The organism is Kitasatospora sp. NBC_01300, from assembly GCF_041435235.1.
Taxonomy (GTDB): Bacteria; Actinomycetota; Actinomycetes; order Streptomycetales; family Streptomycetaceae; genus Kitasatospora.
Genome location: NZ_CP108408.1, coordinates 157,450 through 174,677 on the forward strand (window position 1 = coordinate 157,450; position 17,228 = coordinate 174,677).

Sequence of the window (17,228 nt, forward strand, 5' to 3'; positions counted from 1 at the left end):
CCAGGGGCCGGGGTTCAGGGGGCCGGGGTTCAGGCGGGCAGCTGCTGGCGGTAGGCGTCCAGGGCGGGGGCGGTGGTGGTGGCGAGGAACTCGGTCACCGTGTAGGCGACCAGGCCCTCGCGGGCGAAGGGGTCGGTGCGGGTCAACTCCTCGACCGCGGCGCGGTCCTCGCCCAGCGCGATGATCACCCCGCCCTCGCGCGGCACCTTGCGGCCCGAGGCGAGGAACGTACCGGCCTCGTAGTGCCCGCGCAGCCACTCGACGTGCTGCGGCAGGAAGGCGTCGATGCGCTCCAGCGGGGCGGTGTACGTCAGCTCAAGTACGAACATGCGACCAGGCTAGCCCCGCGCGACAGGGGCCTCGCGGCCGGGGCGCGCGGCGTGTACCGAACCCCATTGTGCCAGCTCAGCGGGGGGTTCCGGTAGGACGCAGAGCACCCGGATCACACCTTGCCGGGCGGCGGGCGCAGCCCGCAGACTCGTCCGCATCCACTCCTTCGGCCACGCGCCGGCCCCCTGCCCAGGGCGGCCGGGGCGCGCGCCGTGCTGCGCACGGGCCGCATCGCGCCGGGGGCGGTGGGCGGTGAACGGACGAAGGGGGACACGAGGATGACGGTGCACAAGGACGTGGCGGACAAGGACGTGGCACACGGGAACGTGGCGGACGAGGACGTGGCGCACAGGGACGCGGTGCACAGGGACCTGGTGCTCAAGGCGCGGGTGCGGCTGCTGAGCCACAACGAGTGGGTGCTGGAGGCCCCGGAGGGGCTGTGGGTGTACCGGGCGCTGTTCCCGGCCAGCCCGCGCGTGTACGCCTACAAGCTCGCCTACGTGCTGTGGACGGCGGCCGGCTCGCCGCGGGTGGCGCACGGGCGCTGCTGGAGGAGGCGCGGGCCGCCTGCGCGCACATCCCCGACGGCGCCCCGGCCCACCAGGCGCGGATGCGGGAGTACGTCGCGGCCGCGCTGGCGGGGCTGGAGCAGCAGGAGGGGCGTGCGGGGAGGTAGGTGGTCGCGGGGTGGTTGCGGTACAACAATCCCTATTTGACGACTGATCGGAGAAACACTGATATGAGCAGTTCAGGTCTGTCCCGCCGCGCACTGATCGCCGGCGCCGGCGCCGCCGTCGTCGGCTGGAACACCGCCGCCCGCGCCTGGGCCGCCGAGCCGGGCGAGAACGTGGATCAACTGCCCGCCCTGGACGGCACGGTGGCCCTGCGGGGCGCCGACGTGGAACGGTTCTCCTCCGACTTCGGGCACCTGGTCACCGCCTCGCCCCGCGCGGTGCTGCGCCCGGCCTCGGTGCGCGACGTGCAGAAGGTGGTGGCCTTCGCCCGCCGCCACCGCATCCCGGTGGCGGTCAACGGGCAGAGCGGCGACCAGGCGACGGCCGGCAACGACGGGCTGGAGTCGCACTCCAGCTACGGCCAGGCCAACCCCCGCGGCGGCATCGCGATCGACGCGCGCGGGCTGTCGCGGATCCTCTCCGTCGAGCCCGGGCGCGCCGTGGTGGAGGCGGGCGCCACCTGGGCGCAGCTGACGGACGCGGCGCTGGCGGCGGGCTGGATGCCGCCGTGCCTGACGGACTACCTGCACCTGTCGGTGGGCGGCACGCTGAGCGTGGGCGGCATCGGCGGGGCGGTGCAGCGCCACGGGCTGCAGGCGGACACCGTGCGGTCGCTGGACGTGGTGACCGGCACCGGCGAGCTGGTGACGGCCTCGCGCGAGCACAACCGGGAGCTGTTCGAGGCGGTGCTGGCCGGCGGCGGGCAGGTGGGCATCATCGTGCGGGCCACGCTCGCCCTGGTGCCGGCGCGCGAGCGCGCCACCGTGTTCACCCTGGCCTACGACGACGCGGACCTCTACCGCGCGGACCAGGAGAAGGTGCTGGCCCAGGGCCGCTTCGACCTCCAGGTCGGCAACGTGGTGCGCAGCGCGGACGGGCAGCGGTGGCGCTACACGGCGGAGCTGGTGGCCTACGGGGACGCCGGGCGGGCGGTGGACCGGGAGGCGCTGCTGGCGGGGCTGCACGGGGTGCCGGGCGAGACGACGGTGGTGGAGCAGAGCTGGCGCGAGTACGCGTTCCGGGTGGACGCGTTCGCGGGGTACCTGCGGGCGGCCGGGTTCTGGGGGCTGCCGAAGCCGTGGCTGAGCCTGTTCCTGCCGGCCTCGACGGTGGGGGTGTTCATGCGGGAGGCGACCGCGCTGCTGACGGCGGCGGACCTGGGGGCGGGGCTGCTGCTGTTCTACCCGTACGCGCGGGCGCGGGTGGGGACGCCGCTGGCGGTGCTGCCGCAGGAGCCGGTGGGCTGGCACTTCGACCTGCTGGCGTTCCCGGCGCCGGGGGCGGACACGGCGGCGATGCTGGAGCGCAACCGGCGGCTGTACGACCGGGCGGTGGAGCTGGGCGGCAAGCGGTACCTGATCGGGGCGGTGCCGGGGATGACGGGGGCGGACTGGCGGCGCCACTACGGCGGCCTGTGGGAGCGGGTGGAGCGGGCCAAGCGGCGGTGGGACCCGGCGGGGATCCTGGCGCCGGGCCAGGGCATCCACGCCGGCTGACGGCCGGGCCCCGGGCCGCCCGCGGGGGGCGGGCGGCCCGGCGGGGGCGGGCGGGGGCCCCGTCAGGTGATCTCCAGCTGCGCCATCATGCCCATCGCGGAGTGGTCCAGCAGGTGGCAGTGGTAGGGGTAGCGGCCGCGGTAGGAGTCGAAGAGGGCCTGGAGGCGCACGCTCTCCCCCGGCAGCAGGCGCACGGTGTCCTTCAGGCCGGACTCCGCCGGGCCGGGCGCGGCGCCGTTGCGCGCCAGCACCCGGAACTGCACCAGGTGCAGGTGGAAGTTGTGCGGGACGTCCTTGTTGGCGTTGACGACCGTCCAGATCTCCGAGGTGCCGAACGCCACCGAGGCGTCCACCCGCGCCGGGTCGTACACCTTGCCGTCGATCAGCCCGAGCGGGGCGGCGCCGGGCTTCTCCTGGTACTCCATGACCACGGTGCGCTCGCGGGCCGCCGCGCCCAGGGCGGGCAGGGTGCGCAGCTGGGCGGGGACGCGGCTGGGGTCGTCGGCGGCGCGGGTGATGTCGAAGCGCAGGACCTGGCCGACGTGTTCGGCGGGGCCGGGGGGCATGGAGTTGGTGAGGACGATGCTGGAGCCGACCGGGTAGCGGGAGAAGTCGACGACGACGTCGGCGCGCTCCCCGGGGGAGAGGTCGACGGTGTCGGTGACGTGGGGGCGTTCCAGCAGGCCGCCGTCGGAGCCGATCTGGGTGAGGGGGCCGCCGTCGGCCAGGCGCAGGGAGAAGAAGCGCAGGTTGGAGGAGTTGAGCAGGCGCAGCCGGTACTTGCGGGCGGCGACCTCGACCTTGGGCCAGGGGCGGCCGTTGGCGAGGATGGTGGTGCGGTTGAGGGGGTCGTCCATGCGGTAGACGAGGCGGCCCTGGGGGTCGAAGCGGGCGTCGCGCAGGGCGATGGGCAGGTCGTAGCGGCCGGCGGGCAGCGGCAGGGCGGCTTCGGTGGCGTCGGTGATCAGGTAGGTGCCGGCCAGGCCCCGGTAGACGTGCTCGGACTCCAGGTGGTGGGCGTGGTCGTGGAACCACAGGCTCGCGTGGGGCTGGTCGTTGGGGTAGGTGTAGGTGCGGGTGGCGCCGGCGTCCAGGAGGTTCATGGGGCCGCCGTCGGAGGCGACGGGGACGCGGGCGCCGTGCAGGTGGACGGAGACGGGGTCGTCCAGCAGGTTGGTCTGGCGCACCACGACCGGGCGTCCGGAGCGGGCGCGGATGACGGGGCCGGGGAAGGCGCCGTTGTAGGTGAGGACGTCGGTGCGGTGCCCGGGCAGGATGCGGGCGTAGGCCTTGAGCATGGTGACGGCGTAGGTGTCGGCGCCGCCGTCGGTGGAGACGGGGGCGAGCACCGGGGGCAGGGGCATCGCGGCGGTGAACTTCGGTGTCAGGGTGGGGCCGGCGTCGGGGCCCGGGTCGGCCTCGGCGGCGGAGGCGTCGGTGCCCGGGTGGGTGTGGGCGGCCGCGGCGGCGGTCTCGACGGAGGCGGCCGGGCGCAGGGTGGTGCGCATGAGCAGGACCCCTCCCCCGGTCGCCAGGGCGGCGCCGATCATCCTGCGTCTGGTCACCATCGCGCGTCCTCCTGCTGCCGGCCCGGTGTGGCGGTGTGCCCGTGCGGCCCCGGCGGGTGGGGCCGGGGCGGGTTCCGGGGGTGATTGCAGCAGCGGATCCTTGCGCCCGGTTGGGGTCCGGCTGAGGCCCGGTGGACCGCGCGGGGCGGGTTGCGGGCGGGGCGCGCGGTGAGCTGCGGGTGTTGCGGGCCGCTTGCGGCGGGCGGTCACCGTGGCTCGCAGAACACTGGAGGATCCCTCGAAGGGAAGGGCCGGAGCGTGGACCTGCGGTACTGGCTGCCGAGGGCGGCCGAGGTCGCCGAGCAGTGGGGAGAGCGGTTCGGGCCGTACAGCCCGCACCCCTCGCACCAGGTGGACGACGCGGACTTCGCCGCCGCGTTCGAGCGCTTCGCCAAGCGCCTGGAGCACAACTACCCGTTCTTCCACCCCCGTTACGCCGGGCAGATGGTCAAGCCGCCGCACCCGGCCGCCGTCGTCGGCTACCTGACGGCGATGCGCTTCAACCCCAACAACCACGCCTACGAGGGCGGGCCCGCCACCAACGACATGGAACGCGAGTGCGTCGCCCAGCTCGCCGCCATGTTCGGCCTGCCCCGCCACGTCGGCCACCTCACCAGCAGCGGCACCATCGCCAACCTGGAAGCCCTGTACGTGGCCCGCCAGAGCCACCCCGGGCTCGGCGTCGCCTACAGCGCGCAGTCCCACTACACGCACAGCCGCATGTGCCACGTCCTGGGCGTCGAGGGCCACGCGGTGGCCTGCGACGCGGACGGGCGCATGGACGTCGACGCGCTGGCCGCCCTGCTCGCCACCGGCCGCGTCGGCACGGTGGTCGTCACCGCCGGCACCACCGGGCTCGGCGCCGTCGACCCGGTGCACGAGGTGCTGGCACTGGCCCGCCGCCACGGGGTGCGGGTGCACGTGGACGCCGCCTACGGCGGGTTCTTCGCCCTGCTGGCCACCGACGACGCCCAGGCCGCCGCCCTGCGACTGGACCCGGCGCCGTGGCGGGCCATCGCCGGCTGCGACTCCGTCACCGTCGACCCGCACAAGCACGGCCTCCAGCCCTACGGCTGCGGCGCGGTGCTGTTCGCCGACCCCGACATCGGCCGCCACTTCGCCCACGACTCCCCCTACACCTACTTCACCGACGCCGAACTGCACCTGGGCGAGATCAGCCTGGAATGCTCGCGCGCCGGCGCCGCGGCCGCCGCCCTGTGGCTGACCCTGCAACTGCTGCCGCTCACCCCCCAGGGCCTGGGCGCCGTCCTGGCCGGAGGGCGCCGCGCGGCCCTGGCCTGGGCGGACCTGATCGAGGACAGCCCGCACCTGACCCTCCACCAGCGCCCGCAACTGGACATCGTCACCTACCACCCCACCCCCGGCGGGACGCCGATGTCCGCCGTCGACGCCGCCAGCCGGCACGTGCTGCGCCAGGGCATGGCCGACGAGCACGACCCGCTCTACCTGAGCCTGCTGCGGGTGGACGCCGCCGACTTCACCCGCCGCCACCCGGCGGCCGCGGCGGACGCCGACGGGGCCTCGGTGCTGCGCAGCGTCCTGATCAAGCCCGAGGCCGAGGACCACCTGCCCGACCTGCACGCGCGCCTGACCTCGCTCGCCACCGCCCGGCCCTGACCCGCCCGTCGCCCCGCTGTACGAGTGCGCCCCCCGTACGACCGCCCTGCTGTCCCGCCGCCCGCCGCCTGTCTGCCGAGGAGTGTCCGTTGACCACCGCCACCGTCCCGCCGGGCGCCGCCCTCGCGGCCCCCGCGGTCCGCCCCGCCCGACCCGAGGAGGCCCCCGCCCTCGCCCGGGTGCTCGCCGCCGCCTTCCACGACGACCCGCTCACCCGCTGGGCCTTCCCCGACGACGCCCACCGCGCCCGCGTCCTGCCCGCCTTCTTCCGCGTCCACGTCGACCAGTGCCTGGCCCACCAGGGCGCCCTGACCGCCCAGCACCCCGACGACCACGCCCCCGCCGGCGCGCTGCTCTTCCTGCCCCCCGGCGTGTGGGAGCACCCCGGCCACCAGGACCAGGCGGCCGCCCGCGCCCTGGACGCGGCCGTCGACGCCGACGCCCACCCCGAATCCGCCCGCCGCCTGGCCGCCATCACCCGTCTCCAGGCCCGCCGCCACCCGCGCCACCGCCCCCACCACTACCTGGCGTTCGTCGGCGCCCACCCCGACGCCCGCCACACCGGCACCGGCACCGCCCTCCTGCGCGCCTTCCTGGCCCGCGTCGACCACGACGGCCAGGCCGCCTACGCCGAGACCAGCTCCCCCGGCGGCGCCCGGGTCTGCGGCGCCGGCGGCTTCACCCGCTTCGGCGAGGCCATCGCCCTGCCCGCCGGCGGCCCCCGCCTGACCCCCGTGTGGCGGGGCCCCCGATGACCACCCACACCCTCGACATCGACACCGCGCTGCACAGCGGCACCGCACTGCGCATCGACACCGCGCTGCGCGTCTACTCCGCCGAGCAGATCGACGCCGGCGCCGCCGACCACCACCCCGAGGCCGCCGAGATCCTCGCCTGGAGCCGGCGCTTCCTCACCACCGCCCACCCCGACCTCGGGCGCAGCGGCCCCGTCTGCCCCTACACCCAGCCCTCGCTGCGCCGCGGCCTGTTCCACATCGCCGTCGCCGACACCGGCGCGGACGGCGACCTGCCCGCGCTGGTCGGCGAGCTGCGCGCCTGGTACGACCGGCTGCTGGCCGACCTGACGGAGGAGTCGGACCGGGAGCTGCTGACCGTGCTGCTGGTGCTGCCGGGCCTGGACCGGGCCGACTCCACCGCGCTGGACGAGGCGCAGCGCAAGGCCAAGGACGAGTTCGTCGAACAGGGGCTGATGATCGGCCAGTTCCACCCCGTCTGCGAGGAGGGGGGCCTGTGGAACCACTCCTTCAGGCCGCTGCGCGCGCCCGTGCCGCTGCTGGCGGTGCGCAAGCTCCTCGTCTTCGACCTGCCCTTCCTCGTCGCCGACGAGGCCCACCTGGCCCACTACCTGGCCCGCTTCGCCCCCCAGGTCCCCGCCCGCATCCGCGACCAGCTGGTCTCCGGCATGACGGAACACCGCAGGACCGCCCGCCTGACCGCCGCCTGAGCCGCGGCCCCCCTGCGCGCGGAGCCGGGTCGGCGCCCGGCTCCGCGCGCACCCCTCGGGAAAACCACTGGCGGCGGCGGGGCCCGGCGTGAAGGCTCTCACCGTGACGCTTCACGAGAACGAGGTCTTCGCCGACCAGGCCGTCGTCCGCTCCCTGCTCCGGGAGCAGCGGCCGCACTGGGCCGACCTGCCCATCGCGCCGGCCGGCTCGGGCACGGACAACACGATGTACCGGCTCGGCGACGACCTGCTCGTGCGGCTGCCGCGCACCGCGCAGAGCGCGCACTCCGTACAGAAGGAGTTGACGTGGCTGCCGCGGCTGGCGCCGCACCTGCCGTGCCGCGTCCCGGAGCCGGTGCACGCCGGGACGCCCAGTGCCGTGTTCCCGCTCGCCTGGTCGGTGTACCGCTGGATCGACGGCGAGGAGCCCGGCCCGGGGTCGGTCACCGACTGGCCCGCCTTCGGGGCCGACCTGGCGGCGGTCGTCCAGGGCCTGCACTCCGCTCCGCTCATGGGGGCCGTCCGCCACGGCGCGCTCGACTGGTACCGCGGAGGCGACCTGCGGGACAGCGACGAGTCGATCACCGCATGCTTCGAGAAGTGCCGGACGATCCCGGGCCTGGACCTCGACATCGAGCACCTGCTGCACCTGTGGAAGAGCGCGCTCGACCTGCCCGGGCCGTCCGGGCGCCAGGTGTGGCTGCACGGCGACCTGAAACCCTCCAACCTGCTGGTCCGGCAGGGCAGGCTGCACGCGGTCATCGACTTCGGATGCCTGTCGGTCGGCTTTCCCGACGCCGAGCACGCCACGGTGTGGGACCTTCCCTCCCCGGCCCGCCAGGCGTACTGGGACGCCCTCGGCCTCGACGACGTGACGTGGCTGCGGGCCCGGGCGTGGGCGGCCGGCGTCGGGGTCGGCGGGCTGTCGTACTACTGGGGCACCTATCCCGGCTTCGTCGACGAATGCCTGGCGCGGCTGTCCGCGATCCTGGGGTCCTCCGGCGCGCGGTGAACCAGGGCGGCGCGGTCCTCAGGTCGCGCGCTGGCCGTGGAGGAGGACGGGCAGCGCACGGCCCGCCAACGCCTCGCTGACACGGGCGGATTGGGAGGGGGCCATGACGTCGGGGAGCCGGCGGACGGGGACGAAGCGGGCGCCGAACAGGCCGCTCCTGTGCTGCGGCGGGACGGTGAGGCGGACGTCGTCGCGCACGGTGCCGCCGTCGAAGACGAGGTTGAGGCGTTCCAGGTGGCGGTCGGCGGGGGTGAAGTCGACCGCGAGGACGTCGGCGAGGCGCAGGTTGAGGCCGGTCTCGGCGTGCAGGTTGCGGGCGGCGGCCAGGTGCGGGGGCTCGTTGGGCTGGGCGGCGCCGCCGGGCAGGATCAGGCCGTCCATGTAGTCCGGGTCCACGAGGAGGACGTCGCCGCGCGGGTTGCGGACGAGGACGAGGCAGCCGAGCCGGCACACGGGCGGCTTGGCGAGGAGGCGGGGGTCACGCATCGGGCGGTTCACCTTCTGAGGGCGGCGAGGAGTACGAGGGAGAAGCCCGCCAACCAGAGGAGGCGGGCGAGGAGTTCAGCCGTCATGCGTCAGGCGCTCACTCCCCCGGCCGCTTGTGGACCTCGAAGACGCGCCAGGTGCTCCAGGCCTCGGAGAAGGACCTGAACCCGCCGAGCTCACCGTCCGGTTGGCGCAGCCACTCCCCGGTGAGCTCGTTGCGGACCCGGTAGAGGCGGGCCCCGGTGTCCCAGCGCACGCCGTAGCCGTGGAGGCGGGGAACTTGGGCATCGGCCATGAGGAAACCCTCCGCAATCAATGTTTCACGTTCTGTGCACATGGTGACCCGACATCACCTAGCATCGGAAGCGGCGAAGCACTTGACTTCGGAGACTTGTGTAGTTGGAGCAACCATGGTGAACATCAAGGAAATTGACCCCGAGTCGAGCCCCTGGGCTCCCTTCGCCGTCCAACTCCGCAGGTCACGCATGATGAAGGGGCTCAAGCAGGAACAGCTTGCGCGCAAGTGCGGAGTCAGCCCGTCGTACGTCTCGTTCGTTGAACTTGCGCGCCGACCGCCGAGTGAGAAGTTTGCCGCCAAGGCCGACGAAGTCCTGCAGACCGGCGGGACTCTGATGCTGATGTGGTGGCAGCACAAGCACACGGCGTTGGTTCCGGGCTTCCCCGAGTACGCCAACTACGAAAACGGCGCGGAGCAGATCCGGCTGTTCGAGATCAACATCATTCCCGGGCTCCTACAGACCCGCAGCTATGCCACCGCGTTCGAACTGGGAAAGGTCGGGCAGAACACCGCCACGCCACAAGAGGCCGAGGAACGCGTCGCCTTCCGTCTAACTCGCCAGCAGTGCCTGGACCGAACGCCACCACCATTCCTCCACGCGGTGATGGACGAAAGCTGCCTCAGGCGGGTAGTCGGCGGCCGAGACGTGATGATCGAGCAGATGAACCACCTTGAGCACATGGCCACCCAACCGAACGTGGTCGTTCAGGTAGTGCCCTTCTCCTTGGGCGAGAACCAGCCGTTCCTCCGGATGGTGCATCTCCTTACCATGCCTGGGCGCAGATTGGTCGCTTACACCGAGAATGAACAGCGTGGCTACCTCGACCGGGATAACGAATCCGTCGCGGGTCTAGCCAAGAGCTACGATCGGCTTGCAGTCGAGGCCGCGAACAGGGCCGACTCGCTGGCCATGATCCGCTCTGCAAGGAGAAACTTCGAATGGATGTCGGACTGACTGGCGCCCGCTGGCGAAAGAGTTCGCACAGCGGTGGCGGCGGCGCGTGCATCGAAGTCGCCGACGGCTTCACCCACGTGCAGCCCGTCCGCGACTCCAAGGACCCCCACGGCCCGGTCCTCCTCTTCCCCACCCCCGCCTGGCAGGCCTTCGTCACCGCCGTCCGCGCAGGAGAATTCGGCACCAACTAGGCCTACCGCTGGGCCTGCGACGGCTCCCCACTCAAAGCCGCATGAGCCCCCGAAGGGTCAACGCGGTGCTGCGCTAGGGTCTGGCGGCATGGGATCACCGAGGGAGCCGGACGCCTCCGGAGAGTTTCAGCGGATAGCCGACTGCTTGGCGGGACCGGGTGCCGACGCGCACCACGCCGGCTTGCAGGAGCTTGAGACACTCGCCCGGGCACATCCCGCGCTGCGCCAACCTGCCGCCGACGCCGTGTGCCGTTACCTGCGCGGCACGGTTGTGGAAGCTGTCGACAGTGCTGTCGCGGTTCTTGTCGCGCTGGCGCGGGGCGGAGACCACCTCGCCTTCGCCCTGGAGGGCGCCGTCTTGCCGGACGTCGACTTCAGCGGCTGCTCCTTCGGCCCGGCTGTCTTCGCGGACGCCCACTTCCGCGGCCGCTGCGTCTTCGACGGCGCTCACTTCCGCGACGACGCGATCTTCGCGCGGGCCGTGTTCGAAGGCGAGGCGTCGTTCGCCGACGTCAGGTTCGGCGCAGACGCCCACTTCGGGCTGGCGCGGTTCCGCTCCCCGGCCGGCTTCGCCGGCGCCCGGTTCGACAATATGGCCTGGTTCGGTCGTGGTGAGGAGTCCGTCCAGGAGGACGACCCCCGATTCGAAGAGTTCGACGAGGACGGCGATCTGCCCTCTGGCAAGCCGGACCCGTTCGGCGTGCAGATCCCCTGGCGCGAGCCGAACGAGGCCGACCCCGGCTGGCCGAGCGCCGTGCTTCAGGAGGAGTACCAGACCTGGTACGAGGGCAGCGACGGCACCTGCTTCCGGGATCGGGTGTCCTTCCGCGGCGCGCGATTCCACGGTCCGGCCTGGTTCTGGAAGGCACGGTTCGGGGCGGATGCGGAGTTCGGCGACGCCTGGTTCGGCGATCAGGTCCATCTCGACCAGCCGAGTGTGGATCTCACCGGCGCGACCGCGGACACCGTCGCCGAGGAAGACGACGCTTCGGAGTCCGACGACGCGGAAGGCTCGTTCAGCCCTCAGCAATGGCCCTTCGGCTGGGTGCTGCGCCCCGGGGACAACGGGCCGGGCCGGCTGGTGACGGACGAGTCCGTGGCGCCCTACGCCCACCAGCTCGCCGACGCCGACCCGGCGGTGCGGCTGTCCGGACTGCACGTGCTCGACGCGCTCGGCCAGGCCCGCGCCGACCAGCGGGCCAAAATCGTCGACGCGGTCTGCGGATTCCTGAGGGCGCCGCTGGCGTTCGAGGCCGACGATGAAGCCGCGCTCACCGCGGAGCAGGTGGCCGAACTGAGGCTGCGGCGGACCGCGCAGCAGATCCTCACCGACCACCTCCGCCCTCACGACCCCGGGGCGGCGCCGGATTCCCCGCCGCGCGAACGGTTCTGGGACGGAGTCGATCTCGGCCTTTCCGCCGCCACCCTGATCGACTTCGACCTCAGCGACTGCCGGTTCGCGCGTGCGGACTTCATGGGCACGCAGTTCCACGGGACCACCAACTTGGAGCGAAGCGCGTTCAAGGTGCACTTCATGCTGCCGGGCGGCGGCGGATACGCCACGTTCCACGGCGAATGCCGCACCGCCGGCGCCGCCCTCACCGACGGCTGGGCCTGGCGCAGAAGCGCCGACGAGACCCTCCGACGGGTTCGGGCACGGTCAGCCGAGGTGACTGTCTGAGTCGGTCCGTCGGCCGTCGATCGGCACCAGGCCGGCGGCTTGATCGCCGGGGCCTGCTGTCAGACCCGGCTGATCTTGGAGACGCTGCCGCTGTTCAGGGACGACCAGCCGCCGGCGGGTACGTCTCCCTTCCAGGCCGGCCATGGCCGGGGCGGCTGTTGCACAGGTGGTCGCGGTCGCGTCGTCCCACCCTGCATGAGAAGTCGGCCCCTCCGACTTCTCATGCAGCCGTCCGCAGCGCAACGGCGGCCGGATCAGCAGGTGCCGTTGGCGGTCAGGTTCACCACGGAGACGATCGATGACGATCCACTGTTCCATGGCGAGACGTCAGGCCATCGTGGCGCCAAGGCAATACGCTTCACGCGCCCTGGCGGCGTACCGATGGGCGCGGGCGATGGCGCAGTGGCTCGCGCGGCCGGGGATGTGGCCGGTGGTCAGTCCGTGGCCTTGGGGTGCCCGGTGCCGGCGTAGGTGATCCACGCGGTTCGGCCGGCATCGTCCAGCAGGTACCAGATGCGTCCGGCGCCGGTGACCTCGTACTGCCAGCGTTCCAGTTCCTGGCCCTTGAAGACACCGGTGCCGAGCTTGCCCTTGAGACGGTGCTGGCGGTCGGGGCGGTCGGCGGCGCGGGGGGTGGCGCGGATCCTCTCGAAGGCGCGGCGCAGGTTTCCCGCTGCCTGACGGGCCAGGTGTTCCCAGCCGTCGGCGGCCTCGGTGGTGGCGAAGCGCAGGTCGTACTCGTCGCCGCTCGGGGGCGGCGCGGCGCGGTCGCCGCGCTTGGGGCTCACTCGGCGGCCTCGGGCATGGCGGCCGGCCCGAGGTCGCCGTCGGGCTCGCGGGTGATCAGGGCGAGCAGGGCGGGGTCGGCGTGGACCTCGGCGCTGTGGCGCCACTGGGTGAGCAGCAGCGCGATGGGGGCGAGGTTGTCCAGGGCCACCGCGCCGCGGGCGGTGTCCACGAGCTCGCCGAGCAGGGTGTCGATGTCCTCGGCGGGCAGGAACGTGCTCCACGGCAGGGCCTCGGGCAGCGCCTGGCGCAGGGCGGCGGTGTTCCCGGTCCGTACCAGCGCCGCCAGCAGTCGCGAGGTGAAGTCCACGACGGAGGCGTCGCGTTCCATCTGCTCGACGCGCATCAGGGCCAGGTCCCCCGCGTCGCGCCGCCGCAGTCGTAGCGCGCGGACGGCGTCCAGCCGGCGCGCGGTCGCGGCGGGGTGGTGCAGGAGTTCGCTGAAGGGCACGTCCTCGTAGGCCGCAGTCATGACATCCACAGTAGCTCGGATGTCGCCCGCAGGGCGGGTGATCGCCCGCAGGGCGGGTGATCGCCCGCCCTGCGGTCAGCCGGCGGCGGCCAGGAGCGGTTCGGGGGCGGCTGCGGCGGGCTGGGGCCGGGGGCGGGTGAGGCATTCGTCGGTGAAGGCGAGGGCCCGCAGGTGGTAGGGGCGGGCGGCGTGGCCCAGGGAGAGGTTGTGGCCGGCGCGGTGGGCGGTGACGAGGTGGGCCAGGCCCGGGGGGAACGCGGCGGTGAGGGCGGTGCGGTGGGAGGGCTCCAGGCGCCACCAGGCCTCGTGGTCGGCGAGGGTGAGGCGCACCGGCACGCGCACGCGGGCGGCCAGGGCGCTGTAGCGGGCGGGCCAGGTGGCCAGTTCGCGGGATTCGAGGGCGGGGACGGGGGTGAGCAGGGTGCGGGCGGCGTGGAAGGTGCCGGGCGGGTAGAGGCCGAGGGGGCCCCAGTTGAGGCGGCCGCCGCCGGCGAGGTCGTCGGGCCGGTCCCACGCGCCGGGGGCGTAGTGCTGGGCGAGGCCGGAGATGTCGGCGCCGAGCAGGGGCAGGCGGGGGTCGGCGGGCCAGTGGGCGGCGAGGTGGAGGGCGATCTTGCCGCCGAAGGAGTGGGCGAGGAGCTGGACGCCGGCGCCGACGGGGTGGGCGCGGGCGTAGTCGGTGAGGGCGGCGTGCAGGGTGGCGGCCTGGTCGGCGATGAGCTGGCCGTCGGGCAGGCGGTGGGCGGAGGCGCCGTGGCCGGGGCGGTCCAGGGCCAGGACGGTGTAGCCGAGGTCGGCGGCCAGGGTGAGCAGGCTGGTGTCGGGGTGGGCGGGGCCGGCGAAGTAGGCGGCGCGCATGCCGCGGCCGTGGATGGCGAGGAGGACGGCTTTGGGGGCGCGGTCCTGGGGTTCGGCGACGAGGGCGGAGACGGGGATGCCGCCGGCGTCCAGGACCAGGGAGCGGGTGGCGAGGCGGGGGTTGGGCCGCGGGTTCGGACGGAAGCTCATACGGCGGCCCCGGCGCGGGCGGTGGCCCCGGTGCGGACAGCGGCCCCGGCGCGGGCGGTGGCTCCGGCGCGGGCGGTGTCGAGGTCGGCGAGCCAGCCGGTGAGGTCGCTCTGGCGCATCAGGGTGGTGCCGATGAGCAGTCCGGCGTAGCCGGCGTCCAGGAGGCGGGCGGCGTCGGCGGGTTCGGTGATGGCGGAGGCGGAGACGGGGGCGCGGGTGCCGGTGGCGTGCAGGGCGGGCAGCAGGCGCAGGCTGCGTCCGAGGTCGCCGCGGTCGCGTTCGCGGGTGCGGATGTCCTTGTTGTTGACGGCGATGACGCAGTGTTCGGGCTGGGGCAGGTGGGCGAGTTCGTGTTCGCCGGTGATCTCGACGAACGGGGTCAGGCCCAGGGCGAGGGCGGTGGTGACCAGGCGGTGCAGGGAGGTGGCGGGCAGCAGGGCGGCGGTGAGCAGGACGGCGGAGGCGCCGAGGGCGGCGGCGGCCTCCAGTTGGGCGGGGCGGGTGAGGAAGTCCTTCTGCAGGACGGGCAGGTCGGTGGCGGCGGTGACCTCGCGCAGCAGGCGGGGGGTGCCGCCGAACCAGCGGCCGGTGACCACGGACAGGCAGGGCGCGCCGGCCTGTTCGTAGCGGGTGACGAGGTCGGTGACGGTGCGCGGGCCCAGCAGGTCGGTGCCGTGCGGGTCGCGGAGTTTGACTTCCATGATCAGGGGGCGGTCGGCGGCCAGCAGGGCGTCGAGGAACCGCGGGGCGCTCATACGTACGCCTCCTTGGGGCGGGGGTGCCAGGCGTGGGCGAGGGCGGTGACGGCTTCGTGGGTGAAGTCGCCGGCCCGGTTGCGGGCGGCGGTGTCGATGTCGGCGCCGGCGTACAGGGGGTGGTCGGTGACGGTGCGGTAGGTGTCGCGGTTGGCGGCGTTCAGGCCGCCGGCGAGGAGGAAGGGGATGGTGAGGCGGGGCAGCAGGGTGTGGACGTCGGCGGGGGCCAGGGGGTGGCCGGTGGAGCCGACGCGGCCGTCGTCGGTGACGGTGTCCAGCAGGAACAGGTCGCAGCCGGCGCGTTCGAAGGCGCCGATGAAGGGGCGTTCCAGGCAGCGGCCGCGGGAGAGGTGGAGGACTTTGACGAGGACGGCGTAGGGCAGGCGGTGGCGCAGTTCGGTGACGAGGGCGGGGCTCTGGTAGGCGTGGAGCTGGATCCAGCGGATGCCGGTGGCGCGGGCGAGGCGGGCGAGGCGGTCGGCGTCGTCGAGGAAGGTGACCAGGACGGGTTCCAGGCCCAGGCGGATGGCGGTGGCGGCGAGGTGGGCGAGGTGCTGTTCGGAGAGTTCGGCGGGGCCGCCGGGCACGCCGTGCCACAGGCCCACCAGGGTGGGGCCGGATTCGGCGAGGAGGGTGAGGTCGGCGCGGGTGCGGGCCCCGCACACCTTGAGGTGGCGGGGCCGCGTGGGCGGCAGCGGGCGGGGCGGGGCGGGGGCGCTCACTTGCCGAGTCCGAGCATGGCGGCGATGCGGTTGTACTGGATCTCGTTGCTGCCGGAGTAGATGGTGCCGGCGACGGCGTTGCGCACGTCCTTCTCCAGCCCGTACTCGGACATGTAGCCGTTGCCGCCGAAGACCTGGACGGCGGCCAGCGAGGTGGCGAGGTTGGATTCGCTGGTGAGGAGTTTGGCGATCGCCATGTCGACGGTGACGTTCTCGCCGGCCTCCAGGCGCTGGGCCGTGTCGTAGAGCCACTTGCGGGCGGTCTCCAGGCGGATCTTGGTGTCGACGATCTTGTTGGCGACCGACTGGTAGGAGCCGATGGGCTTGCCGAAGGACATGCGGGTCTTGGCGTAGTCGAGGCAGCGGGCCAGGCGGTGCTGCATCTCGCCGGTGTTGACGATGAAGGAGTAGAGGATCTCGCGTTTCATGACGTGGTCCAGGACGAGGAAGCCGCCGCCGACGCGGCCCAGGACCCGGGAGGCGGGCACCGTGACGTCGTCGAGGTAGACCTCGGACAGCGGCGAGGTGCGCAGGCCCATCTTCTTGATGGGGTTTCCGGTGCTGATGCCGGGCATGTCGCGGTCCAGGAGGAACGCGGTGACGCCGAGCGCCCCGCCCTGGGGGTGGGTGCGGGCGTAGACGACGATGACGTCGGCGACGGGGCCGTTGCTGACGAAGGTCTTGGCGCCGTTGAGGACGAAGTGGTCGCCGTCGCGGATCGCGCGGGTGCGCATCTGCATGGCGTCCGAGCCGCCTTCGGACTCGGTGATGGCGTGGGCGCCGATGGCTTCGCCGGAGGCGATGCGCGGCAGGTAGGCCTCTTTGAGGGCGGGTGAGCCGAAGGCCTGGAGGGGGACGCCGGTGGAGGCGAGGGAGGTGGTGATGGAGAAGTTGAGGCCGCCGTCGCGGCAGGTCTGGCCCAGGCCCTCCAGGACGTACATGGTGGTGAGCAGGGACTGGCCCAGCCCGCCGTAGCGTTCCTCGAAGGGCAGGGACAGGATTCCGGTCTTCTGGACGAGGCGCCACTTGTCGTGGGAGAAGGCGGCCTGTTCGTCGCCTTCGATGTGGCCGGCGCTCAGGTCGTCGCCGAAGCGGGCCAGGCCCTCGCGCAGGGCGTGCTGGTCGGCGTTCCAGCGGATCATGGACGTGCCGCCTTCCTCCCGGGCCCGCGTGCGGGCCCGGGGTGGCAGGCCGGCGCGCGGGGCGCCGGCGCGTGACTCGAAGGGGGTCTTCGCCTGGTGGGCGGAGAGGGGGCCTAGTAGGCGGAGGAGGAGGCGGCGTCGAGCTGGTGGACCTCGTCGCCGCGCAGGGCCGGGGAGAAGACGCAGACCAGGCGCAGGTCCTCGTGGGGGCTGGCGACCAGGTAGTGGGCGTCGTGCTGGTCGAGGGCGTAGAGGCGGCCGGGGGTGATGGGGTGGGAGGTGCCGTCCATGGCGATGACCTCGCCGGAGCCGGCGATGCAGTAGCACGCCTCCAGGTGGTTGCGGTACTCCAGGCGGGACTTGGTGCCGGCGTTGACGATGGTGTCGGTGAGGCTGTAGCCGAGGTTGTCGCCGGCCACCAGGAAGCGGCGGGACAGGCCGTTGCCCCACTCGACGGTCTGGACGTCGTCAAGGTCGCGGATCAGCATG

At 73.4% G+C, this 17,228-nt stretch carries 20 protein-coding genes; 9 read left to right on the forward strand and 11 right to left on the reverse strand.

What is annotated here, in order from left to right; all coding sequences use genetic code 11:
• Window positions 1–29 precede the first annotated feature (29 nt).
• Window positions 30–329, reverse strand: coding sequence for a YciI family protein (locus tag OG556_RS00815; protein WP_371515331.1), 300 nt, complete (start codon window positions 327–329; stop codon window positions 30–32).
• Window positions 330–835: 506 nt separating this feature from the next.
• Between OG556_RS00815 and OG556_RS00820 the strand changes: the two genes are divergently transcribed.
• Both OG556_RS00820 and OG556_RS00825 read left to right on the forward strand, forming a co-directional pair.
• Window positions 836–1,006, forward strand: a complete 171-nt coding sequence (locus tag OG556_RS00820) for a hypothetical protein (protein WP_371515332.1) — start codon at window positions 836–838, stop codon at window positions 1,004–1,006.
• A 63-nt stretch (window positions 1,007–1,069) separates the two neighbouring features.
• Window positions 1,070–2,560: an FAD-binding protein gene (locus OG556_RS00825; RefSeq protein ID WP_371515333.1), complete on the forward strand. Its 1,491-nt coding sequence runs from the start codon at window positions 1,070–1,072 to the stop codon at window positions 2,558–2,560.
• Between the two features lie 62 nt (window positions 2,561–2,622).
• Here OG556_RS00825 and OG556_RS00830 read toward each other — a convergent pair whose 3' ends face one another.
• Entirely contained in the window at window positions 2,623–4,128 is a 1,506-nt protein-coding gene (locus OG556_RS00830) for a multicopper oxidase family protein (RefSeq protein ID WP_371515334.1), read from the reverse strand.
• Window positions 4,129–4,386: 258 nt separating this feature from the next.
• Here OG556_RS00830 and OG556_RS00835 point away from each other — a divergent pair, with 258 nt between their 5' ends.
• The 4 genes from OG556_RS00835 to OG556_RS00850 all read left to right on the forward strand — a co-directional run bounded on the left by OG556_RS00835 (window position 4,387) and on the right by OG556_RS00850 (window position 8,243).
• Window positions 4,387–5,766, forward strand: a complete 1,380-nt coding sequence (locus OG556_RS00835) for an aspartate aminotransferase family protein (protein WP_371515335.1) — start codon at window positions 4,387–4,389, stop codon at window positions 5,764–5,766.
• A gap of 89 nt (window positions 5,767–5,855) precedes the next feature.
• Window positions 5,856–6,521: a hypothetical protein gene (locus tag OG556_RS00840; protein ID WP_371515336.1), complete on the forward strand. Its 666-nt coding sequence runs from the start codon at window positions 5,856–5,858 to the stop codon at window positions 6,519–6,521.
• Window positions 6,518–7,231 carry a DUF6875 domain-containing protein gene (locus OG556_RS00845; RefSeq protein ID WP_371515337.1) on the forward strand — a complete coding sequence of 238 codons (714 nt, stop codon included), beginning with the start codon at window positions 6,518–6,520 and terminating at the stop codon, window positions 7,229–7,231. The genes OG556_RS00840 and OG556_RS00845 overlap by 4 nt, the downstream gene beginning before the upstream one ends.
• Before the next feature lie 103 nt (window positions 7,232–7,334).
• On the forward strand, window positions 7,335–8,243 hold the full coding sequence (locus OG556_RS00850; RefSeq protein ID WP_371515338.1) for an aminoglycoside phosphotransferase family protein: 909 nt from the start codon (window positions 7,335–7,337) through the stop codon (window positions 8,241–8,243).
• Between the two features lie 18 nt (window positions 8,244–8,261).
• Here the strand turns inward: OG556_RS00850 and OG556_RS00855 are convergent, their stop codons facing one another.
• On the reverse strand, window positions 8,262–8,729 hold the full coding sequence (locus tag OG556_RS00855; RefSeq protein ID WP_371515339.1) for an NUDIX domain-containing protein: 468 nt from the start codon (window positions 8,727–8,729) through the stop codon (window positions 8,262–8,264).
• Between the two features lie 97 nt (window positions 8,730–8,826).
• Window positions 8,827–9,024, reverse strand: coding sequence for a hypothetical protein (locus OG556_RS00860; RefSeq protein WP_371515340.1), 198 nt, complete (start codon window positions 9,022–9,024; stop codon window positions 8,827–8,829).
• 115 nt (window positions 9,025–9,139) lie between these two features.
• Here OG556_RS00860 and OG556_RS00865 point away from each other — a divergent pair, with 115 nt between their 5' ends.
• The 3 genes from OG556_RS00865 to OG556_RS00875 all read left to right on the forward strand — a co-directional run bounded on the left by OG556_RS00865 (window position 9,140) and on the right by OG556_RS00875 (window position 11,854).
• Window positions 9,140–9,982, forward strand: coding sequence for a helix-turn-helix transcriptional regulator (locus OG556_RS00865; RefSeq protein ID WP_371515341.1), 843 nt, complete (start codon window positions 9,140–9,142; stop codon window positions 9,980–9,982).
• Window positions 9,967–10,173, forward strand: coding sequence for a DUF397 domain-containing protein (locus OG556_RS00870; RefSeq protein ID WP_371515342.1), 207 nt, complete (start codon window positions 9,967–9,969; stop codon window positions 10,171–10,173). Before OG556_RS00865 ends, OG556_RS00870 begins: the two co-directional genes overlap by 16 nt.
• A gap of 181 nt (window positions 10,174–10,354) precedes the next feature.
• Window positions 10,355–11,854, forward strand: a complete 1,500-nt coding sequence (locus OG556_RS00875; RefSeq protein ID WP_371515343.1) for a pentapeptide repeat-containing protein — start codon at window positions 10,355–10,357, stop codon at window positions 11,852–11,854.
• A gap of 434 nt (window positions 11,855–12,288) precedes the next feature.
• On the opposite strand, the gene OG556_RS00880 is transcribed toward OG556_RS00875, so the two are convergent.
• From OG556_RS00880 to OG556_RS00910, 7 genes are all read right to left on the reverse strand, one after another.
• On the reverse strand, window positions 12,289–12,642 hold the full coding sequence (locus OG556_RS00880; protein WP_371515344.1) for a hypothetical protein: 354 nt from the start codon (window positions 12,640–12,642) through the stop codon (window positions 12,289–12,291).
• Complete coding sequence (locus OG556_RS00885) at window positions 12,639–13,112, reverse strand: hypothetical protein (RefSeq protein ID WP_363377619.1); 474 nt, start codon at window positions 13,110–13,112, stop codon at window positions 12,639–12,641. Before OG556_RS00885 ends, OG556_RS00880 begins: the two co-directional genes overlap by 4 nt.
• Window positions 13,113–13,187: 75 nt before the next feature.
• Entirely contained in the window at window positions 13,188–14,120 is a 933-nt protein-coding gene (locus OG556_RS00890; protein ID WP_371515345.1) for an alpha/beta hydrolase, read from the reverse strand.
• Window positions 14,117–14,875, reverse strand: coding sequence for an indole-3-glycerol-phosphate synthase (locus tag OG556_RS00895; RefSeq protein WP_371515346.1), 759 nt, complete (start codon window positions 14,873–14,875; stop codon window positions 14,117–14,119). The genes OG556_RS00890 and OG556_RS00895 overlap by 4 nt, the downstream gene beginning before the upstream one ends.
• Window positions 14,872–15,597 carry an N-(5'-phosphoribosyl)anthranilate isomerase gene (locus OG556_RS00900; protein WP_371515347.1) on the reverse strand — a complete coding sequence of 242 codons (726 nt, stop codon included), beginning with the start codon at window positions 15,595–15,597 and terminating at the stop codon, window positions 14,872–14,874. Before OG556_RS00900 ends, OG556_RS00895 begins: the two co-directional genes overlap by 4 nt.
• Window positions 15,594–16,739, reverse strand: coding sequence for an acyl-CoA dehydrogenase family protein (locus OG556_RS00905; protein WP_371515348.1), 1,146 nt, complete (start codon window positions 16,737–16,739; stop codon window positions 15,594–15,596). Before OG556_RS00905 ends, OG556_RS00900 begins: the two co-directional genes overlap by 4 nt.
• A 113-nt stretch (window positions 16,740–16,852) precedes the next feature.
• Entirely contained in the window at window positions 16,853–17,227 is a 375-nt protein-coding gene (locus OG556_RS00910) for an ectoine synthase (protein WP_371515349.1), read from the reverse strand.
• Window position 17,228 lies beyond the last annotated feature (1 nt).